Annotated in this window: 25 protein-coding genes; 15 read left to right on the top strand and 10 right to left on the bottom strand. The window is 59.0% G+C overall.

Annotated elements, in window-relative coordinates; genetic code table 11:
• Positions 1 to 5 precede the first annotated feature (5 nt).
• Positions 6 to 674: a DUF924 family protein gene (locus HF327_RS00400; protein WP_407927011.1), complete on the bottom strand. Its 669-nt coding sequence runs from the start codon at positions 672 to 674 to the stop codon at positions 6 to 8.
• A 231-nt stretch (positions 675 to 905) separates the two neighbouring features.
• Between HF327_RS00400 and HF327_RS00395 the strand changes: the two genes are divergently transcribed.
• Positions 906 to 1,481, top strand: a complete 576-nt coding sequence (locus HF327_RS00395; protein ID WP_456236851.1) for a DUF1439 domain-containing protein — start codon at positions 906 to 908, stop codon at positions 1,479 to 1,481.
• Positions 1,482 to 1,546: 65 nt separating this feature from the next.
• Here HF327_RS00395 and HF327_RS00390 read toward each other — a convergent pair whose 3' ends face one another.
• Positions 1,547 to 2,359, bottom strand: a complete 813-nt coding sequence (locus HF327_RS00390; protein ID WP_169106660.1) for a substrate-binding domain-containing protein — start codon at positions 2,357 to 2,359, stop codon at positions 1,547 to 1,549.
• A gap of 163 nt (positions 2,360 to 2,522) precedes the next feature.
• On the opposite strand from HF327_RS00390, the gene HF327_RS00385 reads away from it, so the two are divergent.
• From HF327_RS00385 to HF327_RS00370, 4 genes are all read left to right on the top strand, one after another.
• A complete protein-coding gene (locus HF327_RS00385) occupies positions 2,523 to 3,401 on the top strand; it encodes a LysR family transcriptional regulator (protein ID WP_169106358.1) in 879 nt (292 codons plus the stop codon).
• A gap of 51 nt (positions 3,402 to 3,452) precedes the next feature.
• Positions 3,453 to 4,169 (top strand): glutathione binding-like protein, encoded by a 717-nt coding sequence (locus HF327_RS00380; protein ID WP_169106357.1) that lies wholly within the window; start codon positions 3,453 to 3,455, stop codon positions 4,167 to 4,169.
• 135 nt (positions 4,170 to 4,304) lie between these two features.
• Positions 4,305 to 5,360, top strand: coding sequence for a pirin family protein (locus tag HF327_RS00375; RefSeq protein WP_169106356.1), 1,056 nt, complete (start codon positions 4,305 to 4,307; stop codon positions 5,358 to 5,360).
• A 105-nt stretch (positions 5,361 to 5,465) separates the two neighbouring features.
• Positions 5,466 to 5,951 carry an FKBP-type peptidyl-prolyl cis-trans isomerase gene (locus tag HF327_RS00370; protein WP_169106355.1) on the top strand — a complete coding sequence of 162 codons (486 nt, stop codon included), beginning with the start codon at positions 5,466 to 5,468 and terminating at the stop codon, positions 5,949 to 5,951.
• A 234-nt stretch (positions 5,952 to 6,185) separates the two neighbouring features.
• On the opposite strand, the gene HF327_RS00365 is transcribed toward HF327_RS00370, so the two are convergent.
• The gene (locus tag HF327_RS00365) at positions 6,186 to 7,103 is read right to left on the bottom strand and encodes a phosphoribosylaminoimidazolesuccinocarboxamide synthase (protein WP_169106354.1); all 918 of its coding nucleotides are present in this window, start codon (positions 7,101 to 7,103) and stop codon (positions 6,186 to 6,188) included.
• A 443-nt stretch (positions 7,104 to 7,546) separates the two neighbouring features.
• Between HF327_RS00365 and hpf the strand changes: the two genes are divergently transcribed.
• The 3 genes from hpf (at position 7,547) to hprK (ending at position 9,533) form a co-directional block, all read left to right on the top strand.
• A complete protein-coding gene (gene hpf / locus HF327_RS00360; protein ID WP_169106659.1) occupies positions 7,547 to 7,906 on the top strand; it encodes a ribosome hibernation-promoting factor, HPF/YfiA family in 360 nt (119 codons plus the stop codon).
• Between the two features lie 156 nt (positions 7,907 to 8,062).
• Positions 8,063 to 8,536 carry a PTS sugar transporter subunit IIA gene (locus HF327_RS00355; RefSeq protein ID WP_099739260.1) on the top strand — a complete coding sequence of 158 codons (474 nt, stop codon included), beginning with the start codon at positions 8,063 to 8,065 and terminating at the stop codon, positions 8,534 to 8,536.
• Between the two features lie 37 nt (positions 8,537 to 8,573).
• Entirely contained in the window at positions 8,574 to 9,533 is a 960-nt protein-coding gene (gene hprK, locus HF327_RS00350) for an HPr(Ser) kinase/phosphatase (RefSeq protein WP_099739258.1), read from the top strand.
• 83 nt (positions 9,534 to 9,616) lie between these two features.
• Here the strand turns inward: hprK and HF327_RS00345 are convergent, their stop codons facing one another.
• From HF327_RS00345 to fur, 3 genes are all read right to left on the bottom strand, one after another.
• The gene (locus HF327_RS00345) at positions 9,617 to 10,828 is read right to left on the bottom strand and encodes a DUF1501 domain-containing protein (protein WP_169106353.1); all 1,212 of its coding nucleotides are present in this window, start codon (positions 10,826 to 10,828) and stop codon (positions 9,617 to 9,619) included.
• 22 nt (positions 10,829 to 10,850) lie between these two features.
• The gene (locus HF327_RS00340; protein WP_169106352.1) at positions 10,851 to 12,449 is read right to left on the bottom strand and encodes a DUF1800 domain-containing protein; all 1,599 of its coding nucleotides are present in this window, start codon (positions 12,447 to 12,449) and stop codon (positions 10,851 to 10,853) included.
• A 135-nt stretch (positions 12,450 to 12,584) separates the two neighbouring features.
• Positions 12,585 to 13,010, bottom strand: a complete 426-nt coding sequence (gene fur / locus HF327_RS00335) for a ferric iron uptake transcriptional regulator (RefSeq protein ID WP_169106351.1) — start codon at positions 13,008 to 13,010, stop codon at positions 12,585 to 12,587.
• A gap of 146 nt (positions 13,011 to 13,156) precedes the next feature.
• On the opposite strand from fur, the gene HF327_RS00330 reads away from it, so the two are divergent.
• The 5 genes from HF327_RS00330 to HF327_RS00310 all read left to right on the top strand — a co-directional run bounded on the left by HF327_RS00330 (position 13,157) and on the right by HF327_RS00310 (position 16,492).
• Positions 13,157 to 13,702: an outer membrane protein assembly factor BamE gene (locus HF327_RS00330; protein WP_169106350.1), complete on the top strand. Its 546-nt coding sequence runs from the start codon at positions 13,157 to 13,159 to the stop codon at positions 13,700 to 13,702.
• Positions 13,703 to 13,811: 109 nt separating this feature from the next.
• Positions 13,812 to 14,645, top strand: coding sequence for a 4-hydroxy-tetrahydrodipicolinate reductase (gene dapB, locus HF327_RS00325; RefSeq protein ID WP_169106349.1), 834 nt, complete (start codon positions 13,812 to 13,814; stop codon positions 14,643 to 14,645).
• A gap of 60 nt (positions 14,646 to 14,705) precedes the next feature.
• Entirely contained in the window at positions 14,706 to 15,368 is a 663-nt protein-coding gene (locus HF327_RS00320) for a MotA/TolQ/ExbB proton channel family protein (protein WP_169106348.1), read from the top strand.
• 23 nt (positions 15,369 to 15,391) lie between these two features.
• On the top strand, positions 15,392 to 15,835 hold the full coding sequence (locus HF327_RS00315) for an ExbD/TolR family protein (RefSeq protein WP_169106347.1): 444 nt from the start codon (positions 15,392 to 15,394) through the stop codon (positions 15,833 to 15,835).
• Between the two features lie 279 nt (positions 15,836 to 16,114).
• A complete protein-coding gene (locus HF327_RS00310; protein WP_099739237.1) occupies positions 16,115 to 16,492 on the top strand; it encodes an HPF/RaiA family ribosome-associated protein in 378 nt (125 codons plus the stop codon).
• Positions 16,493 to 16,616: 124 nt separating this feature from the next.
• Here the strand turns inward: HF327_RS00310 and HF327_RS00305 are convergent, their stop codons facing one another.
• Positions 16,617 to 18,017, bottom strand: coding sequence for an aspartate ammonia-lyase (locus tag HF327_RS00305; protein ID WP_169106346.1), 1,401 nt, complete (start codon positions 18,015 to 18,017; stop codon positions 16,617 to 16,619).
• 305 nt (positions 18,018 to 18,322) lie between these two features.
• Positions 18,323 to 19,255, bottom strand: coding sequence for a pirin family protein (locus HF327_RS00300; protein WP_169106345.1), 933 nt, complete (start codon positions 19,253 to 19,255; stop codon positions 18,323 to 18,325).
• A gap of 233 nt (positions 19,256 to 19,488) precedes the next feature.
• On the opposite strand from HF327_RS00300, the gene HF327_RS00295 reads away from it, so the two are divergent.
• Positions 19,489 to 19,770 (top strand): hypothetical protein, encoded by a 282-nt coding sequence (locus tag HF327_RS00295; RefSeq protein WP_169106344.1) that lies wholly within the window; start codon positions 19,489 to 19,491, stop codon positions 19,768 to 19,770.
• A gap of 63 nt (positions 19,771 to 19,833) precedes the next feature.
• Here HF327_RS00295 and HF327_RS00290 read toward each other — a convergent pair whose 3' ends face one another.
• The gene (locus tag HF327_RS00290) at positions 19,834 to 20,250 is read right to left on the bottom strand and encodes an OsmC family protein (protein WP_169106343.1); all 417 of its coding nucleotides are present in this window, start codon (positions 20,248 to 20,250) and stop codon (positions 19,834 to 19,836) included.
• 770 nt (positions 20,251 to 21,020) lie between these two features.
• Here HF327_RS00290 and HF327_RS00285 point away from each other — a divergent pair.
• Positions 21,021 to 21,992 carry a hypothetical protein gene (locus HF327_RS00285; protein ID WP_236023991.1) on the top strand — a complete coding sequence of 324 codons (972 nt, stop codon included), beginning with the start codon at positions 21,021 to 21,023 and terminating at the stop codon, positions 21,990 to 21,992.
• 18 nt (positions 21,993 to 22,010) lie between these two features.
• On the opposite strand, the gene HF327_RS00280 is transcribed toward HF327_RS00285, so the two are convergent.
• On the bottom strand, positions 22,011 to 23,513 hold the full coding sequence (locus HF327_RS00280) for a rhomboid family protein (protein WP_169106658.1): 1,503 nt from the start codon (positions 23,511 to 23,513) through the stop codon (positions 22,011 to 22,013).
• Positions 23,514 to 23,686: the final 173 nt, after the last annotated feature.

Genomic DNA, 23,686 nt, shown 5'->3' with positions numbered 1-23,686 from the left:
GGTCGTCAGAAGCCAGAGCCGGGCTGGGCCAGATATGCGGCTTCTTCAGTCGTGCTGGCGCGGCCCAGAATCGCGTTGCGGTGCGGAAAGCGGCAGAACCGCTCAATCACCACCTGATGGCGGTGGGCGTAGTCCAGCGATCCGGCCAGGTATTCGCGCAACTCTGCCTCTTCGGCGGCCTGGTGCATGGCATCAAACGCTGCCACACAGCGCTGCTGCATGCCAGGGTCTTCGGCATGTTCCAGCGGCAGGTACATGAAGACGCGGACCACCTCGGGCAGCTGCTGGTCAGCCCCGGACTGCATGGCCTGCAAAGCCAGCGTCAGCGCCTGCGGGTCGCCCGCAAAGCTTTTGGGCGTATTGCGAAAGATATTGCGCGTGAACTGGTCGAGCAATACCACCAGCGCCAGATGCTGCCACGGTCCTTGCGCAGACCAGTGCTGCAGGGCACCGCCCAGGGCTGCCTCAACCGCCACACCAAAGCGCTCACGCAGCTCTTCATCAAACGCTGGGGACTTGGTAAACCACCGGCTCTTGTACTGCAAAGCCTGTGCGTTGTCGGGTCTGGCGCTACCAAACCATTGGGTCAGAACCTGATCGGGCAGGGAGGCATCTGCGGCCGCTGCTGCCAGGGTTTCATGGGTGGGAGTGGGGTGAGCATTCATGTAAGTCATTGTGCATGGAGTGCTGCGGCGGCTTTTGCGTCAACCTGCGCGCCGGTGGGGCGTTAAACAACAAATCTTTACCTGCAGATCGCAAGAAATGGGGAACCTCAAACACCCATCGAGACTCTGTGGAATAGCAAGCGAGAGACAATGGACTATTCAAAAACCATAGCGTTAAGCGCTGGTTTAACAAGCGTTCCCATTGTTTTGAATCAGATTTTACGGAGTTGGGTGGTCGTGATGAATCGGCGCGCATGGTTGATGTCGGCAGCAATGGGTCTGGGTATGGTCGCTGCAGGTTGCTCGGGTAAATCAGTGCCCAGCAGCGTCAGTGTGAGTCAGCAGAAACTGCAGGAGATGCTGGCCAAGCGTTTCCCCAAGCAGTTCCCCGTGGCGGGGTTGTTGCAACTTGATTTGAAGGTGCCGCAGCTGAGCATGCGGCCCGAGCGCAACATGCTCAACGCCGTCATTCCGGCGGAGCTGAGCGGCAAGGTGCTCAAGGAGCGTTTCAGCGGTCTGCTGGATGTGGACTTTGCCCTGCGCTACGAGCCCTCGGACCGAACGCTGCGCGCTCACCAGATCAAGGTCAATCAGCTGAGCATTGACGGCCTGTCGCCCGCGCTCAGCGATATGCTGGGTACTTATTCCACGGCGCTGGCCGAGCAGGCCATGGGCCAGGTGGTGCTCTATCAGCTGCAAGATCAGGATTTGGCGCTGGTCGATGCACTGGCCATGGAGCCCGGCGCCATCACGGTCACGGCGCAGGGCCTGACGGTGGCGTTGGTGCAAAAAGCACCGCAAGGCGTCAAGCGCTGAGTCTCTCCCACTGAAATACCAAAGCCCGCACGGCCTGCCTGCGGGCTTTGTCTTTTACAGGGGGATTAGCGGGCCTTGGCAATGGGCTCCAGACCCGTGTCGCGGATGGCTTTGGCGGCGGCGGGTGAAGTGTAGAACTTCAGCAGCTGCTCCAGCCCCTGCGGGTTGGTGGAGGTGCTGGCCGTGCCGGCCGAGAACAGTGTGTAGTGCTGAACCGAGTCAGGCAGCGTGCCGGCATAGCTGATGCCTTCAATGGGCAGCAGCTCGCTGACTTGCTGCAGGCCGACTTCTGCCTCGCCTCTGGCCACGATGGTGCCCACGCGCTCCGTCACGATTTTTTTGCTCTTGGGCATGACCTGATCGTGAATGCCCAGCTTCTTGAGCATCTGGGTTTCGTAATAAGTGCCGCTGGCGCTGGCCGAGTAGGCAATGCTCTTGGCATTCAGCAGCACCTGGCGCAGCTTGTCCTCGCTGCTGATGTCGGGGATGGGCGCGCCTTTTTTGACGGCCACGCCCACGGCGGAGCGCACCAGATCGATTTGCGTGCCTTGCTTGACCAGCCCCTTGGCCGCCAGATCATCAAGCGCGCCGCGCGCCAGAATCACCATGTCCGCCTTTTCGCCCTGGCTCAGACGATTGGGAATAGAGGTGGGCGATGAGCCCATGGAGGATCCATAAGCCGACTCCACCGCAATCCCCGTCTGCGCCGTGAACTGCGGTGCCAGCAGCTTGTGCGCCGCCGTAAAGCCGCCCGAGGTCATGAGATGCACGGGCTCTTTGCTGGTCTGGCTGGCTGGCTGCTGGGCGCAGCCAGCGACCAGCGCCACAGTGCTGATCAGCAGGGCGCGGCGGGCGGTGAAAAGAGTAAAGGGTTGCATCATGTCTCTCGGTTCTGGATTGGGTTCAAGTGGTCTTGAGCCCTTATTGAATCAACGCAAGCAGCTATGTTTGTCATAGCTTTTGCGGCTGATGGGATTGTGAAAAGTCACGGTCTTTCCGTCCAATACCGTTTGCGTTTGGACTTGATACGAAAATCGTCCTATGGATTTGCGCCGCCTCACTTGTTTCCTGGCCGTGGCCGATGAGCTGAACTTCAGCCGCGCCGCCCAGCGCCTTCACATGAGCCAGCCCCCGCTGAGCCAGCAGATACGCCTGCTGGAGCAGGAAATGGGGGCGCAGCTGTTTGAACGTTCGCGCCGGGCGGTCACGCTGACGCCTGCGGGCCTGCTGCTGCAGGAAAAGGCCAGGCAGATTGTGGAGCTGCATCAGCAGGCCGGTGAGCTGTGCCGCATGGCAGCCCATGGGCTGGCGGGACGGCTGCGTATTGCCTTCACCGCCTCGGTGCCGTTGTTTGACGCGTTCTCGGCCATGCTGCGCGACTTCCGCACCCGCTACCCCGAGGTCGAGCTGGATTTGCAGCACATGACCACGGGCGAGCAGATTGCGGCGCTGACGGCCGGGCAGATTGATATTGGTTTTATGCGGCCCTCGCCCGCGTTTCGCATTCCCGTGCCCATCCGTGAACAAACGCTGTGGCGCGACGAGCTGATGCTGGCCTTGCCCGCCAGGCAGGCGGCAGATTCGCAGCCCGTGGCGCTGAGCGCTCTGGCCGATCAACCCTTTGTGCTGCACCCTAGCGTGCTGGGCGGCGGGCTGCACGAACATATTCTGGCGCTGTGCAGCGAGGCCGGCTTTGTGCCGCGCATCGCTCAGCCCGCGCGTGAGACCTCGACCATGCTGGCGCTGGTGGCAGCAGGGTTGGGCCTTTCCATCGTGCCCAGTGTCTATGAACGCATTTGCCCGCCCGGTGTGGTGCTGCAGCCGCTGGCCGATGCCGCGCGCCACTCGCGCATTGCCATGGTGAGCATGCAGCAGGCGCCATCGCCCTGTGTGCAGATGTTCTGGCAGCTGCTGCGTTGAGCAAGCTCTGCCGTTACGATGCGGCAAAGCATTTTTTCAGGAGACTGCCGCATGACCCGTACCCTCGCCGATTTTTCCGTCACCCGCAAATGGCCTGCTCAGCACCCCGAGCGCATTCAGCTGTATTCGCTGCCCACGCCCAATGGCGTGAAAGTGTCGATCGCGCTGGAGGAAATGCAGCTGCCTTACGAGGCCCATCTGGTCAGCTTTCAGACCAATGACCAGCTCACGCCTGAGTTTGTGGGCACCTTTCCCAACAACAAGATTCCGGCCATCATCGACCCGCAAGGCCCCGGTGGCCAGCCGCTGGCGCTGTTTGAGTCGGCCGCCATCCTCATCTATCTGGCCGAAAAGACCGGCAGCCCGCTGCTGCCGGCAGACCCTGCAGCGCGCTATGAAACCCTGCAGTGGCTGATGTTCCAGATGGGCGGTGTCGGCCCCATGTTTGGTCAGGTGGGCTTCTTCCATAAGTTCGCTGGCAAGGACTTTGAGGACAAGCGCCCACGGGACCGCTATGTGAATGAATCCAAGCGCCTGCTGGGTGTGCTTGAGCAGCGCATGCAGGGCCGCGAGTGGATCATGGGCGAGCAGATCACGCTGGCGGACATTGCCATCTGGCCCTGGGTGCGCAATATGGTGCTGGAGGCCGGTTACAACGCCGCAGAGCTGGTGGGCTGGAGCGACTTCCCTGAACTGCAGCGTGTGCTGGCAGCCTTTGTGGCCCGGCCAGCCGTGCAAAAAGGACTGAACATGCCGCCGCGTGACTGAGCGGAAGTCGTCTTTGCCGCTGTTGCAAAACCTGAAAACACTGTCCTGCCAGTGATGTCTTTCAATCAGGGGGTCAGGCCTTATCTTTGAGACTCAGGCTCTGCAGATGGCAGCGGCCCTCAAGAGGAGAACTCCATGACCACGACTCGCAAAACCATTCTTGAAAGCGTCCCACTCGGCCCACGCTGGCCTTGTCTGGATCCTTTTCTGTTCTGCGCTCACCACGATGACACTTACCCTGCCAGCAACGGCGAGATGGGTGTGCAGGCCGTGGAGTTCGAGGGCCGCGAGATGGGCAGCGATTTCAGCGCCAAGGACGGCTTTTCCATGTACCACGGCGAGCCGATTCCCGGCTTCCCCGGTCACCCGCACCGTGGCTTTGAGACCGTGACGCTGGTGCGAAAAGGCCGTATCGACCATGCCGATTCACTGGGCGCGGCGGCGCGCTTTGGCGGCGGTGATGTGCAGTGGCTGACCGCCGGCAAGGGAATTCAGCACTCTGAAATGTTCCCGCTGCTCAACAGTGACAAGCCCAACCCGCTGGAACTGTTCCAGATCTGGCTGAACCTGCCCGCCAAGAACAAGATGGTGGAGCCGCACTTCACCATGTTCTGGAACGAGCAGATTCCGCGCGTGACCTTCAGCGATGCTGCAGGCAAGAAGACCAAAGTGACCGTGGTAGCTGGCGCGCTGGAAGGCGTGGACAAGACCCTGCCGCCTCCTCCAGAGTCCTGGGCTTCGGAGGCTGGCAGCGATGTTGCCATCTGGACGCTGGAGCTGGAGCCCGGCGCCCGCTGGACCATGCCCAAGGCCGCTGGGGCTGAGACGCACCGCATGCTCTATTTCTTCCAAGGCAAGAGTATGTTGGTCGGCGGCGAAGCCGTGAAGCAACACTTGGCCATGCACATTGATGCACATAGCGACCTGGAGCTGGTCAACACCGGTGACGACACCGTGGAGCTGTTACTGCTGCAAGGCAAACCCATTGGCGAGGCCGTGTCGCAATACGGCCCCTTTGTGATGAATACGCAGGAAGAGATCATGCAGGCCATGCAGGATTATCGACGCACCCAGTTCGGCGGCTGGCCCTGGAAGGACAACGACCCGGTACATGGCGCTGAGGATCGTCGTTTTGCCCGTTACCCCGGCGCAAGCGAGGATGATCTGCCACCTGTAGTGGCCACTGCCTGAAAACGTGCCCTCTGCGGCGGTTGTTTAAACGCTGCCACAATGTGCGCCTAGATCGCCACGACCTTTGCGGGCCGTGGCGGCTTTGTTTTGACCGGACGCCAAGCCATGAACATCACCAAAGACACTGCTGTCACTATTAACTACAAGATTCACGAGCTGCTCGCGGGCGGCGTGGCCATCAAACTGCTGGACAAGGGCGATGTCGCCTTCCTGCACGGTGGCTATGACAATATCTTCGCCAAGGTCGAAGCCGCTCTGGACGGCAAGCAAAAGGGCGATACCGTGACGGTGGATCTGGCCGTGGAAGACGCCTTTGGCGCCCGCGACGAGAGCCTGCTGCGCACCATCCCCAAGGGTGAGTTTCCTGCGGGCGTGAAGGTCGGCGGCCAGTTGCGCGGCGCCAATGATCAGGGCGAGCCTCAGATCTACAACGTCGTGAAGATCAAGGGCCCTGTGGTGCAGCTGGACGGCAACCACCCTCTGGCGGGTGTGGCCCTGCGCTTTACCGCGGTAGTCAATGAGGTGCGCGCTGCGACGCCTGAAGAAATTGCCCACAAGCATGTGCACGGCGGCCACGGTCACCACCATTGATTGTTGCGCCAGCCATGGCGCGGCTCATGCGTCGTTGCAGATTCTTGCCGTGGCGTTGCCACTGTCTGCGAACCTGCGCATCGCCTGAGCCCCGCCCTGACAGGCTGACTCAAGACGGCTGCTGACTTTTAGTGTTTTTGGGCTCTAGCCCATGTACAGAAAGCGCTGGCAGCTATCAAAAACAAAGCCCCCGGATTTTTGTCCGGGGGCTTTGTTGATTTAGCGCGCAGTCGCTCAGGCGGTCAGGCGTTCCAGTGCTTCGCGGTACTTGGCAGCGGTCTTGTCGATCACTTCCTTGGGCAAGCGGGGCGACGGTGCGGTTTTGTCCCACAGTTTGCCGTTCACCTTGGCCTGCTCCAGCCAGTCACGCACGAACTGCTTGTCGTAGCTGGGAGGGTTGGTGCCAGCGGCCAGTGCGTCGGCATAGCCTTCCACGGGCCAGTAGCGCGAGCTGTCAGGGGTCAGCACTTCGTCCATCAGCACCAGTTCGCCCTCTTCGGTCAGGCCGAATTCAAACTTGGTGTCGGCAATGATCATGCCCTTGGTCAGGGCGATCTCGGCGGCTTCCTTGTAGATGCGGATGGCCGTGTCGCGGATCTGGGCAGCCAGTTGCTCGCCCACCATTTCCACGGTGCGCTCGTAGGTGATGTTTTCGTCATGGTCACCCATCTCGGCCTTGGCGGCGGGGGTGTAGATGGGCTCGGGCAGCTTGGCTGCGTTGGTCAGACCAGCGGGCAGCTTCACGCCGCACACGGCTTGCGATTCCTGGTATTCCTTCCAGCCGCTGCCGGCCAAGTAGCCGCGCACCACGGCTTCGATCATGATGGGCTTCAAGCGCTTGACCAGCATGGAGCGGCCTTCCACCTGCTTGACTTCTTCGGGCTTGACCACGGACTCAGGGGCTTCGCCTGTCAGGTGGTTAGGGCAGATATGGCCCAGCTTGTCGAACCAGAACAGCGCCATCTGCGTCAGTAGCACGCCCTTGCCGGGAATGGGCTCACCCATGATCACGTCAAAAGCGGACAGACGGTCGGACGCCACCATCAGGATGCGGTCATCGCCCACGGCGTAGTTGTCGCGGACCTTGCCACGTGCGAGCAATGGCAGCGAGGCAATGTTGGAAGTGTGCAGGGCAGAAGGCTGGGTGGTCATGGTCGAGATAGAAGGCTGTCAGGCAATTCAGGCGAGCAGTCGGTCAGCAGGCGCCTGAAGCCACAAGGGGCTGCCAGCGTCGCAGGCTCGATAAGCGGCTGCGGAAAAAGCGATTTTACTGGCGTGGGCAGGCGTTTGGACGGTCACGGTCTTTGCGTGGGCAGGTATGCCGCGATACAAGCCTTGGAGACATGAGAAAGTGTCCCTCTCATGCAGCGCAAAGCCATTCATTGTGTAGCCAAAACAACATGTCATCAAACGGACATGCAAGGCCCCATATGAGGCTGCGTTATCAGCGTTTTTCTTTGCCTTTGGCCAAGGCCGGGCGCATAGTGGATTCACAGGCAAAGACGAATGCGCATTCAGAACTGCAAGGCTGCGGCACGGCCATCAAGGGCTGTGAAACCGCTGAGATTTCACCGAGAGCAAAGGAGTGTTTTGTTATGAATCTGACGATTAGCGGCCATCACCTGGAGGTCACTCCCTCGCTGCGTAGTTATGTCATGGCCAAGCTGGAGCGCATCCTTCGGCACTTCGATCAAGTGGTGGACGTGAAAGTGCTTCTCACTGTTCACAAGCAAAAAGAAAAAGACAAACGCCAGCGCGCTGGCTGCACGGTACGGGTGAAAGGCCAAGATTTGTTTGTAGAAACGCAGCACTTCGATCTCTACGCCGCAGTGGATGCTCTGGCAGACAAGCTTGACCGTGTCGTCATGCGCTACAAAACCCGTCTGCAGGCGCCTCGTTTGGGGGCCAAACGTCTGGATTCGGACGGTATGCAGCTGGCGGAGCTGTCAGTTTGATGAAAGCGAGGTGCAAACCCTGCGTTTGCGCCAGCTTGTGGCATGGCTGTCGCCTTGTTACAACGCTAAACACACCGCCCTATGGGGCGGTTTTTGATAGTGATCAGGGTTTCCCCACGGTTTCCAGCGCAGCGGTGCATAATTGTTGATCACACCATGAATCGCCTAGCTTCTATCCTTCCACCCGCTCAAGTGCTTGTGAGCGTTGATGTCACCAGCAAGAAACGCGCTTTCGAGGAAGCGGGTTTACTCTTTGAGAGCTTGCATGGTCTGTCTCGTGCCTTGATCACCGATAGCCTGTTCGCTCGCGAACGTCTGGGCTCTACGGGACTGGGGCACGGAGTTGCCATTCCGCACGGTCGTATCAAGGGCCTGACGGCTCCCATGGCAGCCGTGTTTCAGCTGGCTAGCCCCATTGGCTTCGATGCGCCCGATGAACAGCCTGTTGGCCTGCTCATCTTTTTGCTGGTACCCGAAGCTGCGACGCAAAAGCATCTCGAAATCCTTTCCGAGATTGCCGAGCTGCTCAGCGACAGCCAGCTGCGCGAGCGTCTGAAATCCTCCTCGGATGCGCAGCTACTGCACAGCATGATCGACAGCTGGCAGTCTTCTGTTGCCTCTCAGGCCTGAGGCTTGCCCCCTTCTTTTTGACTGACAGGGCCTTGCCATGAGACCCAGCGCCATCAGTGCGGACGTACTGTTCGAGGCATTTCGCAACTCCAGCCTGCGCTGGCAATGGGTGGCGGGCCTCGGTGCCTCTGAACGCCGTTTTGATGAGATGGCCGTACGTTCGGCTCGCTCCGGCGCAGACTTGGTGGGTTACCTCAACTACATCCACCCCTACCGTCTGCAGGTGCTGGGCGAGCGTGAAATCGCGTACCTTACCAACGCCACCTCGCAGGATTGCCTGCGCCGCATTGCGCGAATCGTGACGTTGGAGCCGCCGGTGCTGGTGCTGGCGGATGGGCAGGAAGCGCCCGACGAGTTGATTTCCACATGCGAGCGATCGCATATCCCCCTGTTTTCGACGAAAGAGCAGTCTGCCTTCGTCATCGACGTGCTGCGCGCCTATTTGTCCAAACACTTTGCTGACCGCATCACCATGCACGGCGTGTTCATGGACATTCTGGGTATGGGCGTGTTGATTACGGGTGAGTCTGGTCTGGGCAAGAGTGAGTTGGGGCTGGAGTTGGTCACACGTGGCAACGGCTTGGTAGCCGATGATGCAGTGGACCTGTACCGTATCAACCAGACCACCGTCGAAGGCAAGTGTCCCGAGCTGTTGCAGAACCTGCTGGAAGTGCGTGGCATCGGCTTGCTGGATATTCGCTCCATCTTTGGCGAGACTGCAGTGCGTCGCAAGATGCGCCTCAAACTTATCGTGCATCTGGTGCGCAAGGAAACCATGGAGCGCGAGTACGAGCGCCTGCCGGCCGAGCCGCTGACTCAGGATGTGCTGGGTGTACCCATCCGCAAGGTGGTGATTCAGGTGGTGGCTGGTCGAAATATCGCCGTGCTGGTGGAAGCAGCGGTGCGCAACGCCATTCTGCAGTTGCGTGGCATTGATACTTATCAGGAGTTTGTACTCCGCCACCGCCGGGCCATGGAAAAAGGCGAGTCGTTCTAAAAACCTTTCATACGACCTACTAAGCGGAAGGTTTACGGAAGTCGCGGCTTCGCTGCGACGTATCAAGGACTGTGTTAGCGGTTCTAAACCAGTTGTAGCTTTCCGGTGGTTGAAGCCGGAAAGATTTGTTGCAGTTGCTGAGTGCTCAGTCCATACATGCGGGAAAACAGGCCGCCCAGTACAGAGCGGTATTCATTGAGTACGGGGTAGTCGCGGTTCTGAAACAGCGCTTTCTCGGTGACTTCGATCTGTTCACCAATGACTCTGCCACCCGCCTGGGCGGCGAGCCCACCACCGAGAAACCAGTACGCCGTGCCGTGGCCGTGGTCCGTGCCTTTGTTGCCGTTTTCGCGGAAAGTGCGGCCAAATTCGCTGATGACGGCGACGACGGTGTGGCGCCATGTCTCTGGTCCCATCGCTTCAGCAAAAGTCGCCAGTCCATTGCTTAGGTCGCTCAGGCGGTTGGCAAGGTTGCCGCTGGCACCACCCTGATTGACGTGGGTGTCCCAGCCGCCCACATCGACAAAGCCCAGATCAAATTGCTCGCGCATGAGGTGGGCCATGCGCTGAGCAATCAGTCCAAAGCCTTTGGCACTGATGGCGTCACGCCCGGCCTTGTCCATTTCTTCCCGCATGGAACGCTGAACAGCCATTTGCGTAGCAAAGCCTTCACGGGCTGCAGATTCCAGTGCTGTGCCCTGATACATGGAAGCAATCACCTGGGCACGAGCGCCCAGCGCTGCGCCCTTGCCTGCTGTGACAAGCGACATATTGGCCACATCCGCATTGCCGCGCAGAGACAGCGGCATTTGCGCCGTGAATGCCATGGGGGCTAGGCTGCGTCGGTCCGCCTGCAGCACTTGAGCGAGGCGATTAAGAAAGCCCGATGTCAGGCTTTTGCGGCCATCCAATGGCTGGCCCAGCTCAATGGAGTCTTGCGTCTCGAAGTGGCTGCGTGAAAGGTCATTCGTCCCCGCAAATGGCACAAAGCAGGCCTGCCCTTGCTGATAAAGGGGTCGCAAGCTGGCTTGCAGTGCGGGGTGTAGTCCCCACTGGCTGTTCAGCGGCAGGGCTCCATTGGTTTCTCCGGGTCGGGCAATGGCAATGCTGGGGCGGGCTTGATAGTAAAAGTCGCTGTGCGTAGGCACCAGCAGGCTGTTGCAGTCATAGGCACCGCGCAGAAAAACCAGTAAAAAACGGGGCGAGCTGTTTTGCAGAGGCGCTGCAATGCCTTTGCCGAGGTGGCAGACCAGTGGCACGGTGGCGCCCAGGCTCAGAAATTGACGTCTTTGCATCAGGGGACTCCTTGGGGCTGACTCAGCGGAACATCATTTCAGGGGCGGACAGGAAGTATGTGTTCCAGTCTGCCGGGTTCTTGGCGTGAGCCAAAGCGGCCAGTGTGGCGGGGCTCAAAGCAGGCAGGCGGGCCTGTACGCTGAGCCGCTGTTTGAAGTCAGGATAGGGCGGCTTTTCCAGAGGCTCTGTGGCACTGCTGCGAAACAGGACAGCGCCGCGTGTACCTATCTGCTGTGCGACGGTAAAGCGGTTCATCAGCTGGCCAGAGCTGGACCAGTCCGACTGCGCTTGCGGGTAGCCATCCGGCGTTTCATGGCCATACAGCGGCTGGCCCAGCTGGTTCAGCCAGCCTTGTATGGGGCCCACATCGCTGGCGATGCGCTGGTCATAGGCCAAGCGCGTGGTGCCCAGAACATAGTGCATGGGGTCCTTGAAGCGCTGGCCAAAACGCTGCGCCTCCGGGTCCGTCAGCAGGCTGGCCAGCGTAGCGGCAATATCGCCCTGGCTGCGCGCGAAGGTCTGTGCCGTGCGTTCCACGGCGGCCGGTGCGGGGTTGTCTCCCAGAAAGAAGACAGCCAGCTTGCGTGCGATGAAATGTGCAGTGGCTGGCTCAGCAACAATGCGCACTAGCGCCTCGTTGACTTGGGCCATGCCACTCTTTTCCAGAGGTTTCCCGAGTAACACCTGGGGCGCGTAGTCATGGCGGGCGGGGTTGAACTCAAAAAAGCCCTGGCGGAAATACTCTGCCTGGCGTTCTGGTCGCAGCTTGGGCGGTGGTGCATCGGCATCGCGGGTGCTAAAGCCTAGGCCGGTCAGCACATGAGCCATGGCTTGCACATCGGCCTGTGTATAGCCGCTGCCCACACCCATGGTGTGCAGTTCCAGCAGCTCGCGCGCATAGTTTTCGTTAATGCGGCCTGCAGCATTGCTGGCGTTATCCAGATACAGCAGCATGGCCGGGTGGCGCATGCTGGCGGCCAGCAGGTCGCGGAAATTGCCCAGCGCAAGGGGGCGTATGGCCTGTTCCTCATAGTCACCCACCCACATGCGCACGTCCCCTTTGCGCGTGCTGATGTTGAAATGATTCATCCAGAACCAGGTCATCTGCTCCTGCAACTGGTGCTGTGAATAAAGCGCACGCCAGATATGGCGCTTTTGTGCCTCTGCACCAAGCTGGTTGAGCTGGCGCTGCAAGTCTTGCCGGAGCCTTGCAGCCTCATCGGCATCTTGTGTGCTGCGAATGGCCTGGCGCTGCTCGGCAATCTCGCGCTGAATTTGCACCATGGGCTTTTGGCTGATGGTAAGCACGTCAATACGCTGCTGCACTTCGGCTGGCATGGGGCTGGTGGATGGCGTGAGCTGGGCCGCGAGCCATTTCTTCAGACCCTGCTGCTGCAACTGTGCCGCATCATGGTCGGTTGCGCCCCACGTGATTCTGTCCAGCCATTGCTGACGTTGCAGTTCGCTGGTTTGATCCGGTAAATGGCTGCGGTTCACCATCTCTAAAGCCTGAGGGCTGAGCTTGCCTTGGGATGAAGGCGGCAGTTGCGCACAGGCCGTCAGCGCGACGGCAGCCACGCAGAGCAGACTTTTGATGGAAAAGATGTGAACCAGCTGCATTGAAAATGCCTCATCAACCTTACACGAGTGATGTATGTTGGCCCTGCATCATGGATGCCTGCATGAAAAAATGTGTCGCAAACGTAAAAGGGCAAGGCACTTACATGCCTTGCCCTTTGCAGAGAAATCAGCGATTTACTTGGCGGCGCGGGTGGCGCAAGCGGCGCACTGGCCGTACAGAGCCATGGAGTGATCCTGAATCACCCAGCCCTTTTCCTTGGCGATCAGGTTCTGGCGCTTTTCGATTTCGGCGTCGTAGAACTCTTCGACCTTGCCGCAGCTGGTGCAGACGAAGTGGTCATGGTGCTGACCTTCGTCGAGTTCATAAATGGCCTTGCCGCTTTCAAAATTGCTGCGAATCAGAATGCCGGCTTGCTCAAACTGAGTCAGGACGCGGTAGACGGTAGCCAGGCCGATGTCCGAGCGCTCATCCAGCAGTACGCGGAACACGTCTTCAGCCGTCATGTGGCGCTGAGCACCCTTCTGGAAGATTTCCAGAATCTTCAGTCGCGGCAAAGTGGCTTTGAGGCCCGTGCTTTTGAGTTCATCAATATTTTTCATGTGTCTATCTCTTGGTGGACTACGGGCACATGGAAGGCTGGAATCACGCGTTTGCAGAGAAGCTTTACACGCAGATAAAGGGAATCCTCAAGTGTCTCCGGGCCTGCCGCTACAATGAACCTGATCATATCCCTATGCCATTACCCATGCATGTTCAAGCCCGTAGCCGCGCAGCTCTGACCCTGACGCTGGCAATCGCAGCGGCACTGGCCGGCTGCAACAGTATCGATGGTGCCGCTCACCGCGTCGCCAATGTCATCACGCCTTACAAAATTGATGTGGTTCAGGGCAATTTCGTGTCCAAGGAGCATGTCGAGGCACTGCAGCCCGGCATGAGCCGCCAGCAGATCCGCGACATCCTGGGTACACCGCTGGTGACCAGCGTATTCCACGGCGATCGCTGGGAATATGTGTTCACCATCAAGCGCCCCGGTGTGGAATCGCAGATTCGCAAGCTCACGGTCTACTTCAACGGCGACAGCTTTGCGCGCGCCGAAGGTGACGAGATGCCTTCCGAATCCGAGTTTGTGGCCAGCCTCAAGGGCATGAAGGGCACACCCAAGATTCCTCCGCTGGAAGCAAGCGAAGCGCAGCTGGCCAAGTTCCCAGCGCGTAACAACGCCGAAGCAGAGCAGGCTGCCGCCAATCTGCCACCAGCCGCTACCAGCTACCCTCCGCTGGAATCGCGTTAAGTACGAAAACATGCTGATCCCCGCTTGCAGCAAGCGGTTGATGCTCTCTTTTTTATGACGGCATGGATTGAAACCCTGCCGTTTGTTTATTTGACCGAGTGATAGCGCCATGACCGCAGCCACCTCCAATACCTCCACCCGTCAGCGCGTTGCCGTGGCTGGTGCCTCTGGCCGCATGGGCCAGATGCTGATCGAAGCCATTCTGAACAGCAGCGACTGCGTGCTGGCCGCTGCGCTGGATCGTGCAGACAGCCCCTCCATCGGCACCGATCCTTCCGCTTTTCTGGGCAAACCCAGCGGCCTGAAGATTGAAAGCGATGTGCGCTCAGCGCTGGCCAAGGCCGATTGTCTGATCGACTTCACACGCCCTGAAGGCACGATGGAGCATCTGGCCGTGGCGGCTGATCTGGGCGTGGGTCTGGTGATTGGTACCACCGGCTTCTCTGACGAGCAAAAGGCTCAGATCGCTGAGTTTGGCAACAAGACTTCCATCGTCTTCGCCCCCAATATGAGCGTGGGCGTGAACGTCACCTTCAAGCTGCTGGAAATGGCGGCCAAGGCGCTGCAAGAAGGTGGCTACGACATCGAAATCGTTGAAGCTCACCACAAGCACAAGGTCGATGCACCTTCGGGCACGGCGCTGAAGATGGGCGAAGTGATTGCCGAAGCCCAAGGCACCAATCTGGCTGACCGCGCCGTGTACGAGCGCTTTGGCCACACCGGTGAGCGCAAGGCTGACAGCATCGGCTTTGCCACCGTGCGCGGCGGCGATATTGTGGGCGACCACACCGTACTGTTTGCCGGTACGGGCGAGCGCATCGAGATCTCGCACAAGTCCAGCAGCCGTGCTGGCTACGCCAACGGCAGTCTGCGCGCCGTGGCCTATCTGGCCGACAAGAAGACCGGCCAGTACGATATGTACGATGTGCTGAAACTGCGCTGATAACGCGGATTGCAAAGGGGCCATGATGGCCCCTTGCTGTTTTTGGGAGCGAGGTGATTGATGTCTGCAGGAATGTGGCAATGGCTGACAGAAGGCGATACCGTCACTTGGAGCACGGCAGCGGTGATGCTGCTGATGTCCGTGCTCAGCTGGGTGGTCATCCTCTACAAACTCTGGTTCATGGCCACTGCGCGCCGCAATGTGCCTCAGGCAGTGGATGCGTTCTGGCAGATGCCCGATCTGGCGCAGGCGCAGGCCAAGGTCAAACAGCTGGACAGACAAGGTCTGGTACAGCCCATGGCCGATGCTGTGGCGCAGGCCGACAGCGCAGCGGCTGATGGATCGCTGGCCCAGTGCGCGGCGCAAGGCCAGCGATTGATGCGCAGCCTGCGCACTGCACTGGGCGCGGCTGCCAGCCAGCTGCAATGGGGGCAGACTTTGCTGGCTACGATTGGTGCCACTGCGCCTTTCGTGGGGTTGCTGGGCACCGTCTGGGGTATTCACCATGCGCTGGGGACTCTGGCGGGTAGCGGCCAGGTGGATATTGCCCAGCTCGCAGGCCCGGTGGGTGAGGCTCTGGTCATGACAGCCGCAGGCTTGGCCGTGGCACTGCCTGCCGTGCTGGCTTACAACTTGCTGGGCCGATCAGCCAGTCAGCTGGAAGGAGTTCTTGAAGGTTTTGCCCATGATCTGCATGCCCAGTTTGGGGCGGATGCTTCGTAAAGCTCTTTGCAAAGGGTAGCGCCATGACATTTGGTCGCATGAGTACACGCCAGGGCGCGGATACGCCCATTAACACCATCAACGTTACCCCGCTGGTCGATGTGATGCTGGTGCTGGTGGTGATCTTTATTCTGGCCGCCCCCATGCTGGCCGCCAGCTTGCGCGTGCAACTGCCCAAGGCGCAGGCCGCCACGCAGCAGGCACCCGTGGCGCAGGGCGATGCGCTGGTGGTGGAAGTCAGCCCGCAGGGCGAAATCTGGATTCAAGGCGCGGTGGCTGACGATGCTGCGGTGCAGGAGCAGTTGCAGCAACTGGGGCAGCGCAACCCGCAGGCCGAGGTGCAATTGCGCGCCGACACCAGCGTGCCTTATGGCCGCGTGGTGCAGGTCATGGGCTGGGCGCATGCGGCAGGACTGACGCGTATCGGCTTTGTGACAGAGCCCCAGCCAAAGGCTGGCAGTAACTGACGACTGCGCTCGTAAAAACCTTTACTTTTTGCAAATTGCCGGTCAGCAATTCTTGCTTTGGCGCAAGGCCAGCGCTCATAGACACTGCCCTTGTTGCTATCTCTTTCAAATCGCCTCCAGCCCGCATCCACAATGGATAAAGCCCCTGAGCATCGCTGGCGTAACAAGCCCTGATGTGCAGAACAAGGTTCTGGCGTTACGATGGTTTCGCCTGCCTTTATGGCGCCCCGACAAATTTCGCCGCAGTGGTTGCGGCATTTGGTGACTAGGAGGATTTGCATGCAAGTACAGGTTCATGCCGACGATTCCATCCAGGGTGGAGAGTCTCTGGCTCAATGGGCTCAGGAGGAGATCAATACCAAGCTGGCCCGCCTGAAAGAGTATGTGGTGCGTGTGGAGGTCTTTCTCACAGGCGTAGATGCCCTCAAAAGCACTGGCGGTCCTGGCAAGCGTTGTGTGCTCGAAACCCGAGCGACAGGCAGGCCGCCCATCGCCGTGAATGCAGAGGCAGAAAAGGTCAAGGACGCTTTCAATTCCGCCATTGAAAAGCTCAAGCGAGCGGTGGAAACCGATCTGGACAAGGTCAAGGACAAAAACCTGCGCGATAGCGTACGTGGCGTAGATGACCTCAGCGACGAGAGCGCATCTGTGGCATAAATTGTGAAGGTTTTCTGGCCTCTAGCCCTTTAAATACAGGCGCTGACAGCTACTAAAACCATATTAAATAACAAAGGGCATGTTCATCCAGAACATGCCCTTTTCGTTGCGCTGGAATCGGCGATCAGGCCGCGGCCAGTGCGCCGGCCTGCGTCAGCTTATCGGCGACCAGCAGTTTCTTCATGTCGGCCTGGCTCATGATGCCCAGCTCTTCCGCCACTTCAGCAATCTGTTTGCCGTTGGCGATGGCGGTCTTGGCAATCTTGGCGGCTTTTTCGTAGCCGATCAGCGGGTTCAGCGCCGTCACCAGCGTCACCGATTCGGCGATGCGGGCATCCAGCAGCACTTCGTTGGCCACAATGCCTTCCACGCAGTTCACTTGCAGTGTCTTGCAGGCATTGCACAGGTGGCTCAGGCTCTTGTGCAGTGCCCAGCCCATCAGAGGCTCAAAGGCATTGAGCTGCAACTGACCAGCTTCCACTGCCATGGTGATGGCAGCGTCGTTGCCGATCACTTCAAAGCAGACCTGGTTCATCACCTCGGGGATCACGGGGTTGACCTTGCCGGGCATGATGGACGAGCCCGCTTGACGCGCGGGCAGCTTGATATCGCCCACGCCAGCTTGCGGACCGGAAGACAGCAGGCGCAAGTCATTGCTGATCTTGGACAACTTGACTGCAACGCGCTTCAAGATGCCAGAGATGTCGGCAAATGCACCCGTATCGCCAGTGGCGGCAATCAGGTTGCTGGCCTTGACGACAGGCACGCCCGAGATTTCTGCCAGAGCCTTGGTCACGGAATCAGCATAGCCCACAGGCGCATTGATGCCGGTGCCAATGGCGGTTCCGCCCATGTTCACTTCGCACATCAGGTAGGCGGATTCACTCAGACGCTTCTCATCGTCAGCGATCATGGCGGCAAATGCTGCGAACTCCTGACCCAGAGTCATCGGCACGGCGTCTTGTAGTTGTGTGCGACCGATTTTCAGGATGCTGGCAAATTCGCCAGCCTTGGCTTCAAAAGCACCGCGCAACTCGGCCAGGGCGGTCAACAGCTTCTGAATGCCAGCATAGGTGGCGAGCTTGACGGCGGTGGGGTAGGCGTCGTTGGTGCTTTGCGAGGCGTTGACGTGATCGTTCGGATGAATCACGTCGTAGCTGCCCTTTGGCAATCCCAGGTGCTCAAGGGCACGATTGGCGATCACCTCATTGGCGTTCATATTCGTGGACGTGCCAGCGCCGCCTTGAATGACGTCGACCACAAACTGGTCGTGCAGCTGACCGGCGATCAGATCGTCGCAGGCCTTGGCAATGGCATGGGTCTGGGTCTCATTAATCGCGCCCATTTGCAGATTGGCTTGGGCGGCGGCCTTTTTGACAAAGGCGAAAGCGCGGATCAGTTCGGGCATGAGTGCCACGGTGTGACCGGTGATGGGGAAGTTCTCCACTGCGCGTGCGGAATGAACGCCCCAGAATGCGTCGGGAGGAATGGTTTTGATGCCGATGAAGTCGTGTTCTTGACGCATGGATGTGCTTTCTTGCTTCCAGATTTGATTGTTTACACGCGCAGCAAAAGCCGGACGTGGTAACGCCCTGGACGAAAAAGCGGAGGTTGCATTTCGAGGCCAGGGCGTTGGCTGGATTATGAAAGCAAGATATGCATGAGTACAAACCTTTAGCGCATAACGTTTGTGTGGCAAAGTCTGTGATGCCTTGACTTCTTCTAAAAGAATCCAAAAGCAATTAAGAGCATTAAAAATGCGCTTAATTGTTAGTTTCGAATTTTCAATTCGCACCAATTTGGTGCGAATTGAAGCGACGCTGGCGGGACTTATTTCGATGCGCGCAGGCTCACACCTTCCAGGGAAGGTGAGTGCAGAGACTTCAGGCCAGAGGCCACGGGCTTGCCAAAACGGCGTGGCTGGCCGTTGATGATGTCATCCGCGCTGGCGGCTTCTGCTTCCCATTGGGCCTGGGCTTCTTTCATTTCTTCAGTGCTGCGAGCCACAAAGTTCCACCACAACAAGATGGCCTCATCCATGGGCTCGCCGCCAATGATGATCAAGCGGCTGCCGGGTGAGCATTCCAGGTTCACCGACTTGGTACCTGCGGGTAGATAGATCAGGTTTTCAGATGGCAGAATTTCGCCTTCCACGCGCACTTCGCCGGACATGCTCATCACTGCATGCTCAAAGTCTTCGCGCAGCGGCAGGCTGGCGCGTGCGGGGCTGGCAGCGTCAGAGGCCAGCAGGTCCACGCCCATCAAGGGCGAGTGGACTTCTGCAGGGGCCGCCAGGCCCAGCGCTTCACCGGCAAGCACGGTCACCGCAAAGTCACCAATCTGAGTCTTGGGCAGATCGGGGTAGTGCTGAAAGCGAGGAGGGATGTTGCGGTGGCTGTCGGGAAGGGCAATCCACAGCTGGGCCGCATGCACGCCCAGCGTCTGGGCTTCCTCGGAGTGGGCAATGCCATGACCGGCCGTCATCAGATTGACCTGGCCGGGACGAATAATTTGTTCGGAGCCCAGGCTGTCGCGGTGCAGTACTTCACCTTCAATCATCCAGGTAAAAGTCTGCAAGCCAATATGAGGATGGGGGCCTACCTGCATTCCCGGTGGAGGCGGCTCTGCAGGGCCGGCATGATCGAGAAAGCACCATGCACCCACTTTGCGCAGAGCGGCCTGGGGAATGGCTCGGTGGATGGGGATGCCGCCAACATCGGCAATCCGGGTGGGGAAACGTTGTAAATTCTTTGATTCACTCATGACAAATCCTGACGGCAATGGGTATCGAGTGTCATTCAAACAAGGCTTTCACGCAATCAGACGGCAAAATGCGCTGACGCCTTGCACGCAGTTACATCATCGTGACTACTCAGCCCATCGGCTGACAGCGACTCAGCTTGGAGTCGGCTACTTTGAAGGCGTAGGCCGCCAGCAGTGGCTTTCATGTGCGTCATCTGTGCGCAGCGACCTAACAACGGCAGGAGGAATAGACCATGAGCGAACAACACACCCCAGGTAACCAGATCTCCGCGATTGAAGTGCAGCAGTACCCGGAGCACTTTGCGGCTCGCGTGACAGGCAAGGTCGAGCACCGTGTGGGAGACGGTCCATGTGAGCTGATTCCCCAAGGTATCGAGATGAAGGTCGATACGGCCATTGCCAGCTATGTACTGTCCTGGGTGGACCCTGAGGACCAGCAGCCTGAAACCGCTTCTCTGGCCAAACGTGAGTTTGAGCACTATGTGGAAGTGGGCGCACTGGAAGTGACGGTGTAATCAGGTTACACGCGTCAGTACGTCCGAAAGTAAAAAGCCCTGCAAGCGATTGCAGGGCTTTTTTCATGCCTGAGTGGCTTCTGCCAGAGTACTAGGGATGCTCACATTGCCTTCCAGGAGCTTGTGCACAGGGCAGGCATTGGCAATCTGCAGCAGACGCTGGCGCTGTGCGTCATCCAGTTCGCCATGCAGGGTGATGTTGCGTGTGATCTGATTGCCGTCAGCGGGCTTGCCTTCGGGGTTGAGCTGCAGGTTGACGTTGATCTGCTTCAGCGGCCACTGCTTGCGGCCCGCGTACATCTGAAGAGTGATGGCTGTGCAGGCCCCCAGCGCTGAAAGCACCAGCTGCATCGGGTTGGGCGCAGTATCTGCACCTCCATCGGCGACAGGCTCATCGGCATACCAGGTGTGGCCCCGGCCATCGGTCAGGGTGATGCGATATGGGATATTGCTGCTTTGCGCTTGTGCACTGTGAATCATGGATGGGTCTCCTCAAACGTGGCTCACTTTAAGCGCTGCAAAGAATTTGCGCAGTCATGTCTGCACCCAACGGATGGCGACTTTTGCGCTTAGGCAAATGCCCCGCCGGCAGCGGTGGATCTGTGTGTTAGTGCTTGGGATGTGTATGGCAATGACTGCACGCTATTGGGCCGATGGTGTGAAAGCGCAGGCCTGAAATATCCTTAACTATTCCGACCATTGATAAAAGCATTTGCCGGATTTCTGGCAAGCGAAAAATCAATATTTCGGCGGTTTATCGGTGTTTTTAGTGGGACGCTATTTTCTAGCTCAAAATCCAAAAATGACTCGACCTCCAAGAAAGATCGGGCAATACCAGAGCGGATTCAGTCGCTGCAAAACAAGGTGCAGTCGATTCATCACAGAGAGTGGGAGAAAAGGCATTGAATTCAATACGCGACGTCCGCCATTCAGGAGATTCTTCCGAGTGGAAAATCCCTCCGTTCTGGCAAAAACTCAATAATTTTTTCCTTTTTCCTTTGCAGACCGAGCCCTTGCTCTATGCCTTGGTGCTGTCTGCATGCAGCTATGGGCTGATTTTTGGACCGATCGGGATATTTGTTGTGGGTCTGGGCCTGATGCTGGCGGTCAGCCGCTATGCATTCAAGGTTTCAGCTCTTGCATCTCGCGGGATTACTCATAGCTCCGATTTTCGAGCCAGTCAGGTTGATGAGGATTGGAAATGGCTGCCCTGGAAGTTCTTCGCGGTGCTTGTTGTTTTCGGGATATTTGTGGGTTTTCTCGCAACCCGCAGTCTGACCCTGGGTGTGGTTGCCAATCTGGTAGTGGCATTTCTGATACCTGCCACCTGGATGGTGCTGATAAACACCAATAGCCTGAGCTCGGCCATCAATCCGTTCGAGCTGCTAGCAACGATTTTCGGTATCGGTAAGTCTTATCTGCTGCTGTGCTTCTTTCTGTTTTTGTTGCAGCAGGGATCGCCCATGGTCATGACCATGCTGCTCAAGGTTGCGGCACCCGCACTGGTGCTGCCGCTGATGAGCTTTGTGATGATTTATTTCACCTGGGTCATGGCTTCCATGATCGGGTATGTGATGTACCAGCATCATGCCGCGCTCGATATCGAGCCCGTGCAGGCCCCGGAAGGCCCTGCCAGCGTGCAGATCGATCCGGCAGCCCTAGAAGCCAAGCGCCGCGATGCCGTGGTTGCCCGGCTGGTGCAGGACAACAAGATGGACGAGGCCGTGAATCAGGCCCGCGAATGGCTGCGCGAGGATGACGAGAGCCTGCCCGATCATCGCCGTTACTTCCGGGTGCTCAAGCTGACAGAGAGCGTGGATACGCTGGCCGATCATGCCCAGCGGTTTATCCCCAAGCTACTGGCCCAGCAGCGTGCGGGCGAAGCGCTGGATGCCTGGGTGAGTTGCGTCAAGCGCAAGCCAGATTTCAAACTCGATTCGGCCCAGTTCAGTTACGAGCTAGCCCAGCAGGCGTGGAAGGCGGGCAAGCCCAGATATGTGCTGATCCTGGCGAAGGAGTTTGAAAAGCGCTTTGCTGGCAGCAGTCTGATTCCGTCCATGCTGGAGCTGGTGGTGCGGGCCTACAAGCAGGGGCTGGAGCAGCCCATGCAGGGAGTCCACGTGTATATGCAAATGAAGCAGCGCTTCCCCGGGCATGCCAGCACCAAGGAGGCAGAGTGGGTGCTGCGCGATGAGTTGGAAGAGCTCGGTACCACGCCCTGATCTTGGATCCGTTGCAAGCTATCCCTGCTGCGCCAGCCAGCGTGTGACCGCTTCCTGGGGGGCCAGTTGCTGGAGTGTGGGGAGCCAGGCCTTGGCCTCCTGCACACGTCCGGTCTGGGCCATGCCGTTGACCAGCAGCAACAAGGTGGCTGGCCATTGCGGATGCTCCGCAACTCTGAGCAACGACCGACAAAGGTTTTCCGCTTCGGGCAGGGCTCCTAAGCGCACAAAGCTGCGTGCCAGACCATGCATGGTGTCCGCACTCATGCGCATGCTGGGTTGCGCGCGTTGCTGGTAGGTGCGATAGCTGGACAACTGGAGCTGGCGTTCGGTATCGGTCGCCGCCGGCAGCTTGAAGATCCGCCGCGCCGCGGCATGAAAATCCTCGCTGCCCGGCTGATGCCGCGAGCTTTCAAACCATGCACGCAAGATGCCGAGGTCCGACGGCGCCAGGCGTGCTGCTTCGCGCCAGGCGGGTGCCGCACGTCCAAATTCCAGGGCGTCGGTGTAGCGCTGGGCGCGCGCCACGGCCTCGGTCAGCGGTTGGGTGATGGCGTTGGCACGCTCTTGTTCGTTGACCGGAGCCTCTACGACCTGCAAACGCATATAGATCCACATCAGCAGGGCACCTGTCAGCAAGCCGCCAAAGTGGGCCATATAGGCGACCTGCTTGCCGCCCAGCAGATGCTGCAGCAGCTCCACGCTCATCCAGACTGGCAACATGATCAGCGCGGGCCAGGTGGCGTAGTTGAAGTAGAACAGCAGCATGTAGAAAAAGCGTATGCGCCGCATGCGGTACATCACGGCGTACATGGCCATGAGGGCCGAAATCGCCCCCGATGCCCCCAGGCCGTAACCACCCATGCCGGCATAGAACATCAGCGCGAACAGCGATGCCCCGATGCCGCCGACCACATAAAAAGCCAGATAGGTGAAGGCCCCCAGCGCCAGCTCCAGCGTGAAGCCGAACAGAAACAGAAACGCCATATTGCCCAGCAGATGGCCGGTGCTGCCATGCAAAAAAATGGAGGTGAAGGCCTGCAGGGGTTGCCAGCCTGCATCGGGCTCATAGCTGATGGACCAGCGCTCGGTAAAACGGCTGCGGGGCTCTTGCGGGGCAAAGGCGTCCCGCGCTTCCGTCCACTGGGCATAACGTGGATGGCTGGGCGTGATGAGCAGCCCATCCAGTAACTGCTGGCGGAATTTTTTTTCCTGCCACATCAGCGCATACAGCTGGGCGTAGGCCTTGCGTTTGTAAAGGCCCTCGGCCGCCTGGACGATGTTGCGCTCATAGCGGGTGTTGCCTTGAGCGGCCTGTTGTTTGAGATGGGTCAGAAACAAGGGCAGCTCGATTGTGGGCAGCATGGTCTGGGCGTATCGGGCCCCGGCCCGTTCTACCGCTGTTTCTTCGGGGACCTGCCACCCCCAGAAAATCAGACAGTTGACGGCGATGAGCAGCACTGTCATCCAGGGCGGGGATCGCCAGGAGGGCTTGTTCTCAAGAGGGATCGCGATAAACATGGCGGCCTTGTCGAAAGGAAATGGCTGCGCATCCATGAGGCTGGAAGTCCGTTGCCCGCTGCGCGTTACAAATGTATCCGAGCCGCTGCCCAGCCTGCTTGCACGACGACTTTGCGCCCGGGCAACAAAAAAGCCAGCATGGCGTCCCATACTGGCTTTTTTGATAGCTGCTA

The organism is Comamonas suwonensis, assembly GCF_012844455.2.
Classification (GTDB): Bacteria; Pseudomonadota; Gammaproteobacteria; order Burkholderiales; family Burkholderiaceae_C; genus Comamonas; species Comamonas suwonensis.
The sequence above is the reverse complement of the archived record's forward strand: the minus strand, read 5'-3'. Positions and strand labels throughout refer to the sequence as shown.

Coding starts and splice junctions, on each gene's coding strand:
- HF327_RS00400 (WP_407927011.1), bottom strand. CDS start 674: ATGACTTACATGAATGCTCACCCCACTCCCACCCATGAAACCCTGGCA.
- HF327_RS00395 (WP_456236851.1), top strand. CDS start 906: ATGAATCGGCGCGCATGGTTGATGTCGGCAGCAATGGGTCTGGGTATG.
- HF327_RS00390 (WP_169106660.1), bottom strand. CDS start 2,359: ATGCAACCCTTTACTCTTTTCACCGCCCGCCGCGCCCTGCTGATCAGC.
- HF327_RS00385 (WP_169106358.1), top strand. CDS start 2,523: ATGGATTTGCGCCGCCTCACTTGTTTCCTGGCCGTGGCCGATGAGCTG.
- HF327_RS00380 (WP_169106357.1), top strand. CDS start 3,453: ATGACCCGTACCCTCGCCGATTTTTCCGTCACCCGCAAATGGCCTGCT.
- HF327_RS00375 (WP_169106356.1), top strand. CDS start 4,305: ATGACCACGACTCGCAAAACCATTCTTGAAAGCGTCCCACTCGGCCCA.
- HF327_RS00370 (WP_169106355.1), top strand. CDS start 5,466: ATGAACATCACCAAAGACACTGCTGTCACTATTAACTACAAGATTCAC.
- HF327_RS00365 (WP_169106354.1), bottom strand. CDS start 7,103: ATGACCACCCAGCCTTCTGCCCTGCACACTTCCAACATTGCCTCGCTG.
- hpf (WP_169106659.1), top strand. CDS start 7,547: ATGAATCTGACGATTAGCGGCCATCACCTGGAGGTCACTCCCTCGCTG.
- HF327_RS00355 (WP_099739260.1), top strand. CDS start 8,063: ATGAATCGCCTAGCTTCTATCCTTCCACCCGCTCAAGTGCTTGTGAGC.
- hprK (WP_099739258.1), top strand. CDS start 8,574: ATGAGACCCAGCGCCATCAGTGCGGACGTACTGTTCGAGGCATTTCGC.
- HF327_RS00345 (WP_169106353.1), bottom strand. CDS start 10,828: ATGCAAAGACGTCAATTTCTGAGCCTGGGCGCCACCGTGCCACTGGTC.
- HF327_RS00340 (WP_169106352.1), bottom strand. CDS start 12,449: ATGCAGCTGGTTCACATCTTTTCCATCAAAAGTCTGCTCTGCGTGGCT.
- fur (WP_169106351.1), bottom strand. CDS start 13,010: ATGAAAAATATTGATGAACTCAAAAGCACGGGCCTCAAAGCCACTTTG.
- HF327_RS00330 (WP_169106350.1), top strand. CDS start 13,157: ATGCATGTTCAAGCCCGTAGCCGCGCAGCTCTGACCCTGACGCTGGCA.
- dapB (WP_169106349.1), top strand. CDS start 13,812: ATGACCGCAGCCACCTCCAATACCTCCACCCGTCAGCGCGTTGCCGTG.
- HF327_RS00320 (WP_169106348.1), top strand. CDS start 14,706: ATGTCTGCAGGAATGTGGCAATGGCTGACAGAAGGCGATACCGTCACT.
- HF327_RS00315 (WP_169106347.1), top strand. CDS start 15,392: ATGACATTTGGTCGCATGAGTACACGCCAGGGCGCGGATACGCCCATT.
- HF327_RS00310 (WP_099739237.1), top strand. CDS start 16,115: ATGCAAGTACAGGTTCATGCCGACGATTCCATCCAGGGTGGAGAGTCT.
- HF327_RS00305 (WP_169106346.1), bottom strand. CDS start 18,017: ATGCGTCAAGAACACGACTTCATCGGCATCAAAACCATTCCTCCCGAC.
- HF327_RS00300 (WP_169106345.1), bottom strand. CDS start 19,255: ATGAGTGAATCAAAGAATTTACAACGTTTCCCCACCCGGATTGCCGAT.
- HF327_RS00295 (WP_169106344.1), top strand. CDS start 19,489: ATGAGCGAACAACACACCCCAGGTAACCAGATCTCCGCGATTGAAGTG.
- HF327_RS00290 (WP_169106343.1), bottom strand. CDS start 20,250: ATGATTCACAGTGCACAAGCGCAAAGCAGCAATATCCCATATCGCATC.
- HF327_RS00280 (WP_169106658.1), bottom strand. CDS start 23,513: ATGTTTATCGCGATCCCTCTTGAGAACAAGCCCTCCTGGCGATCCCCG.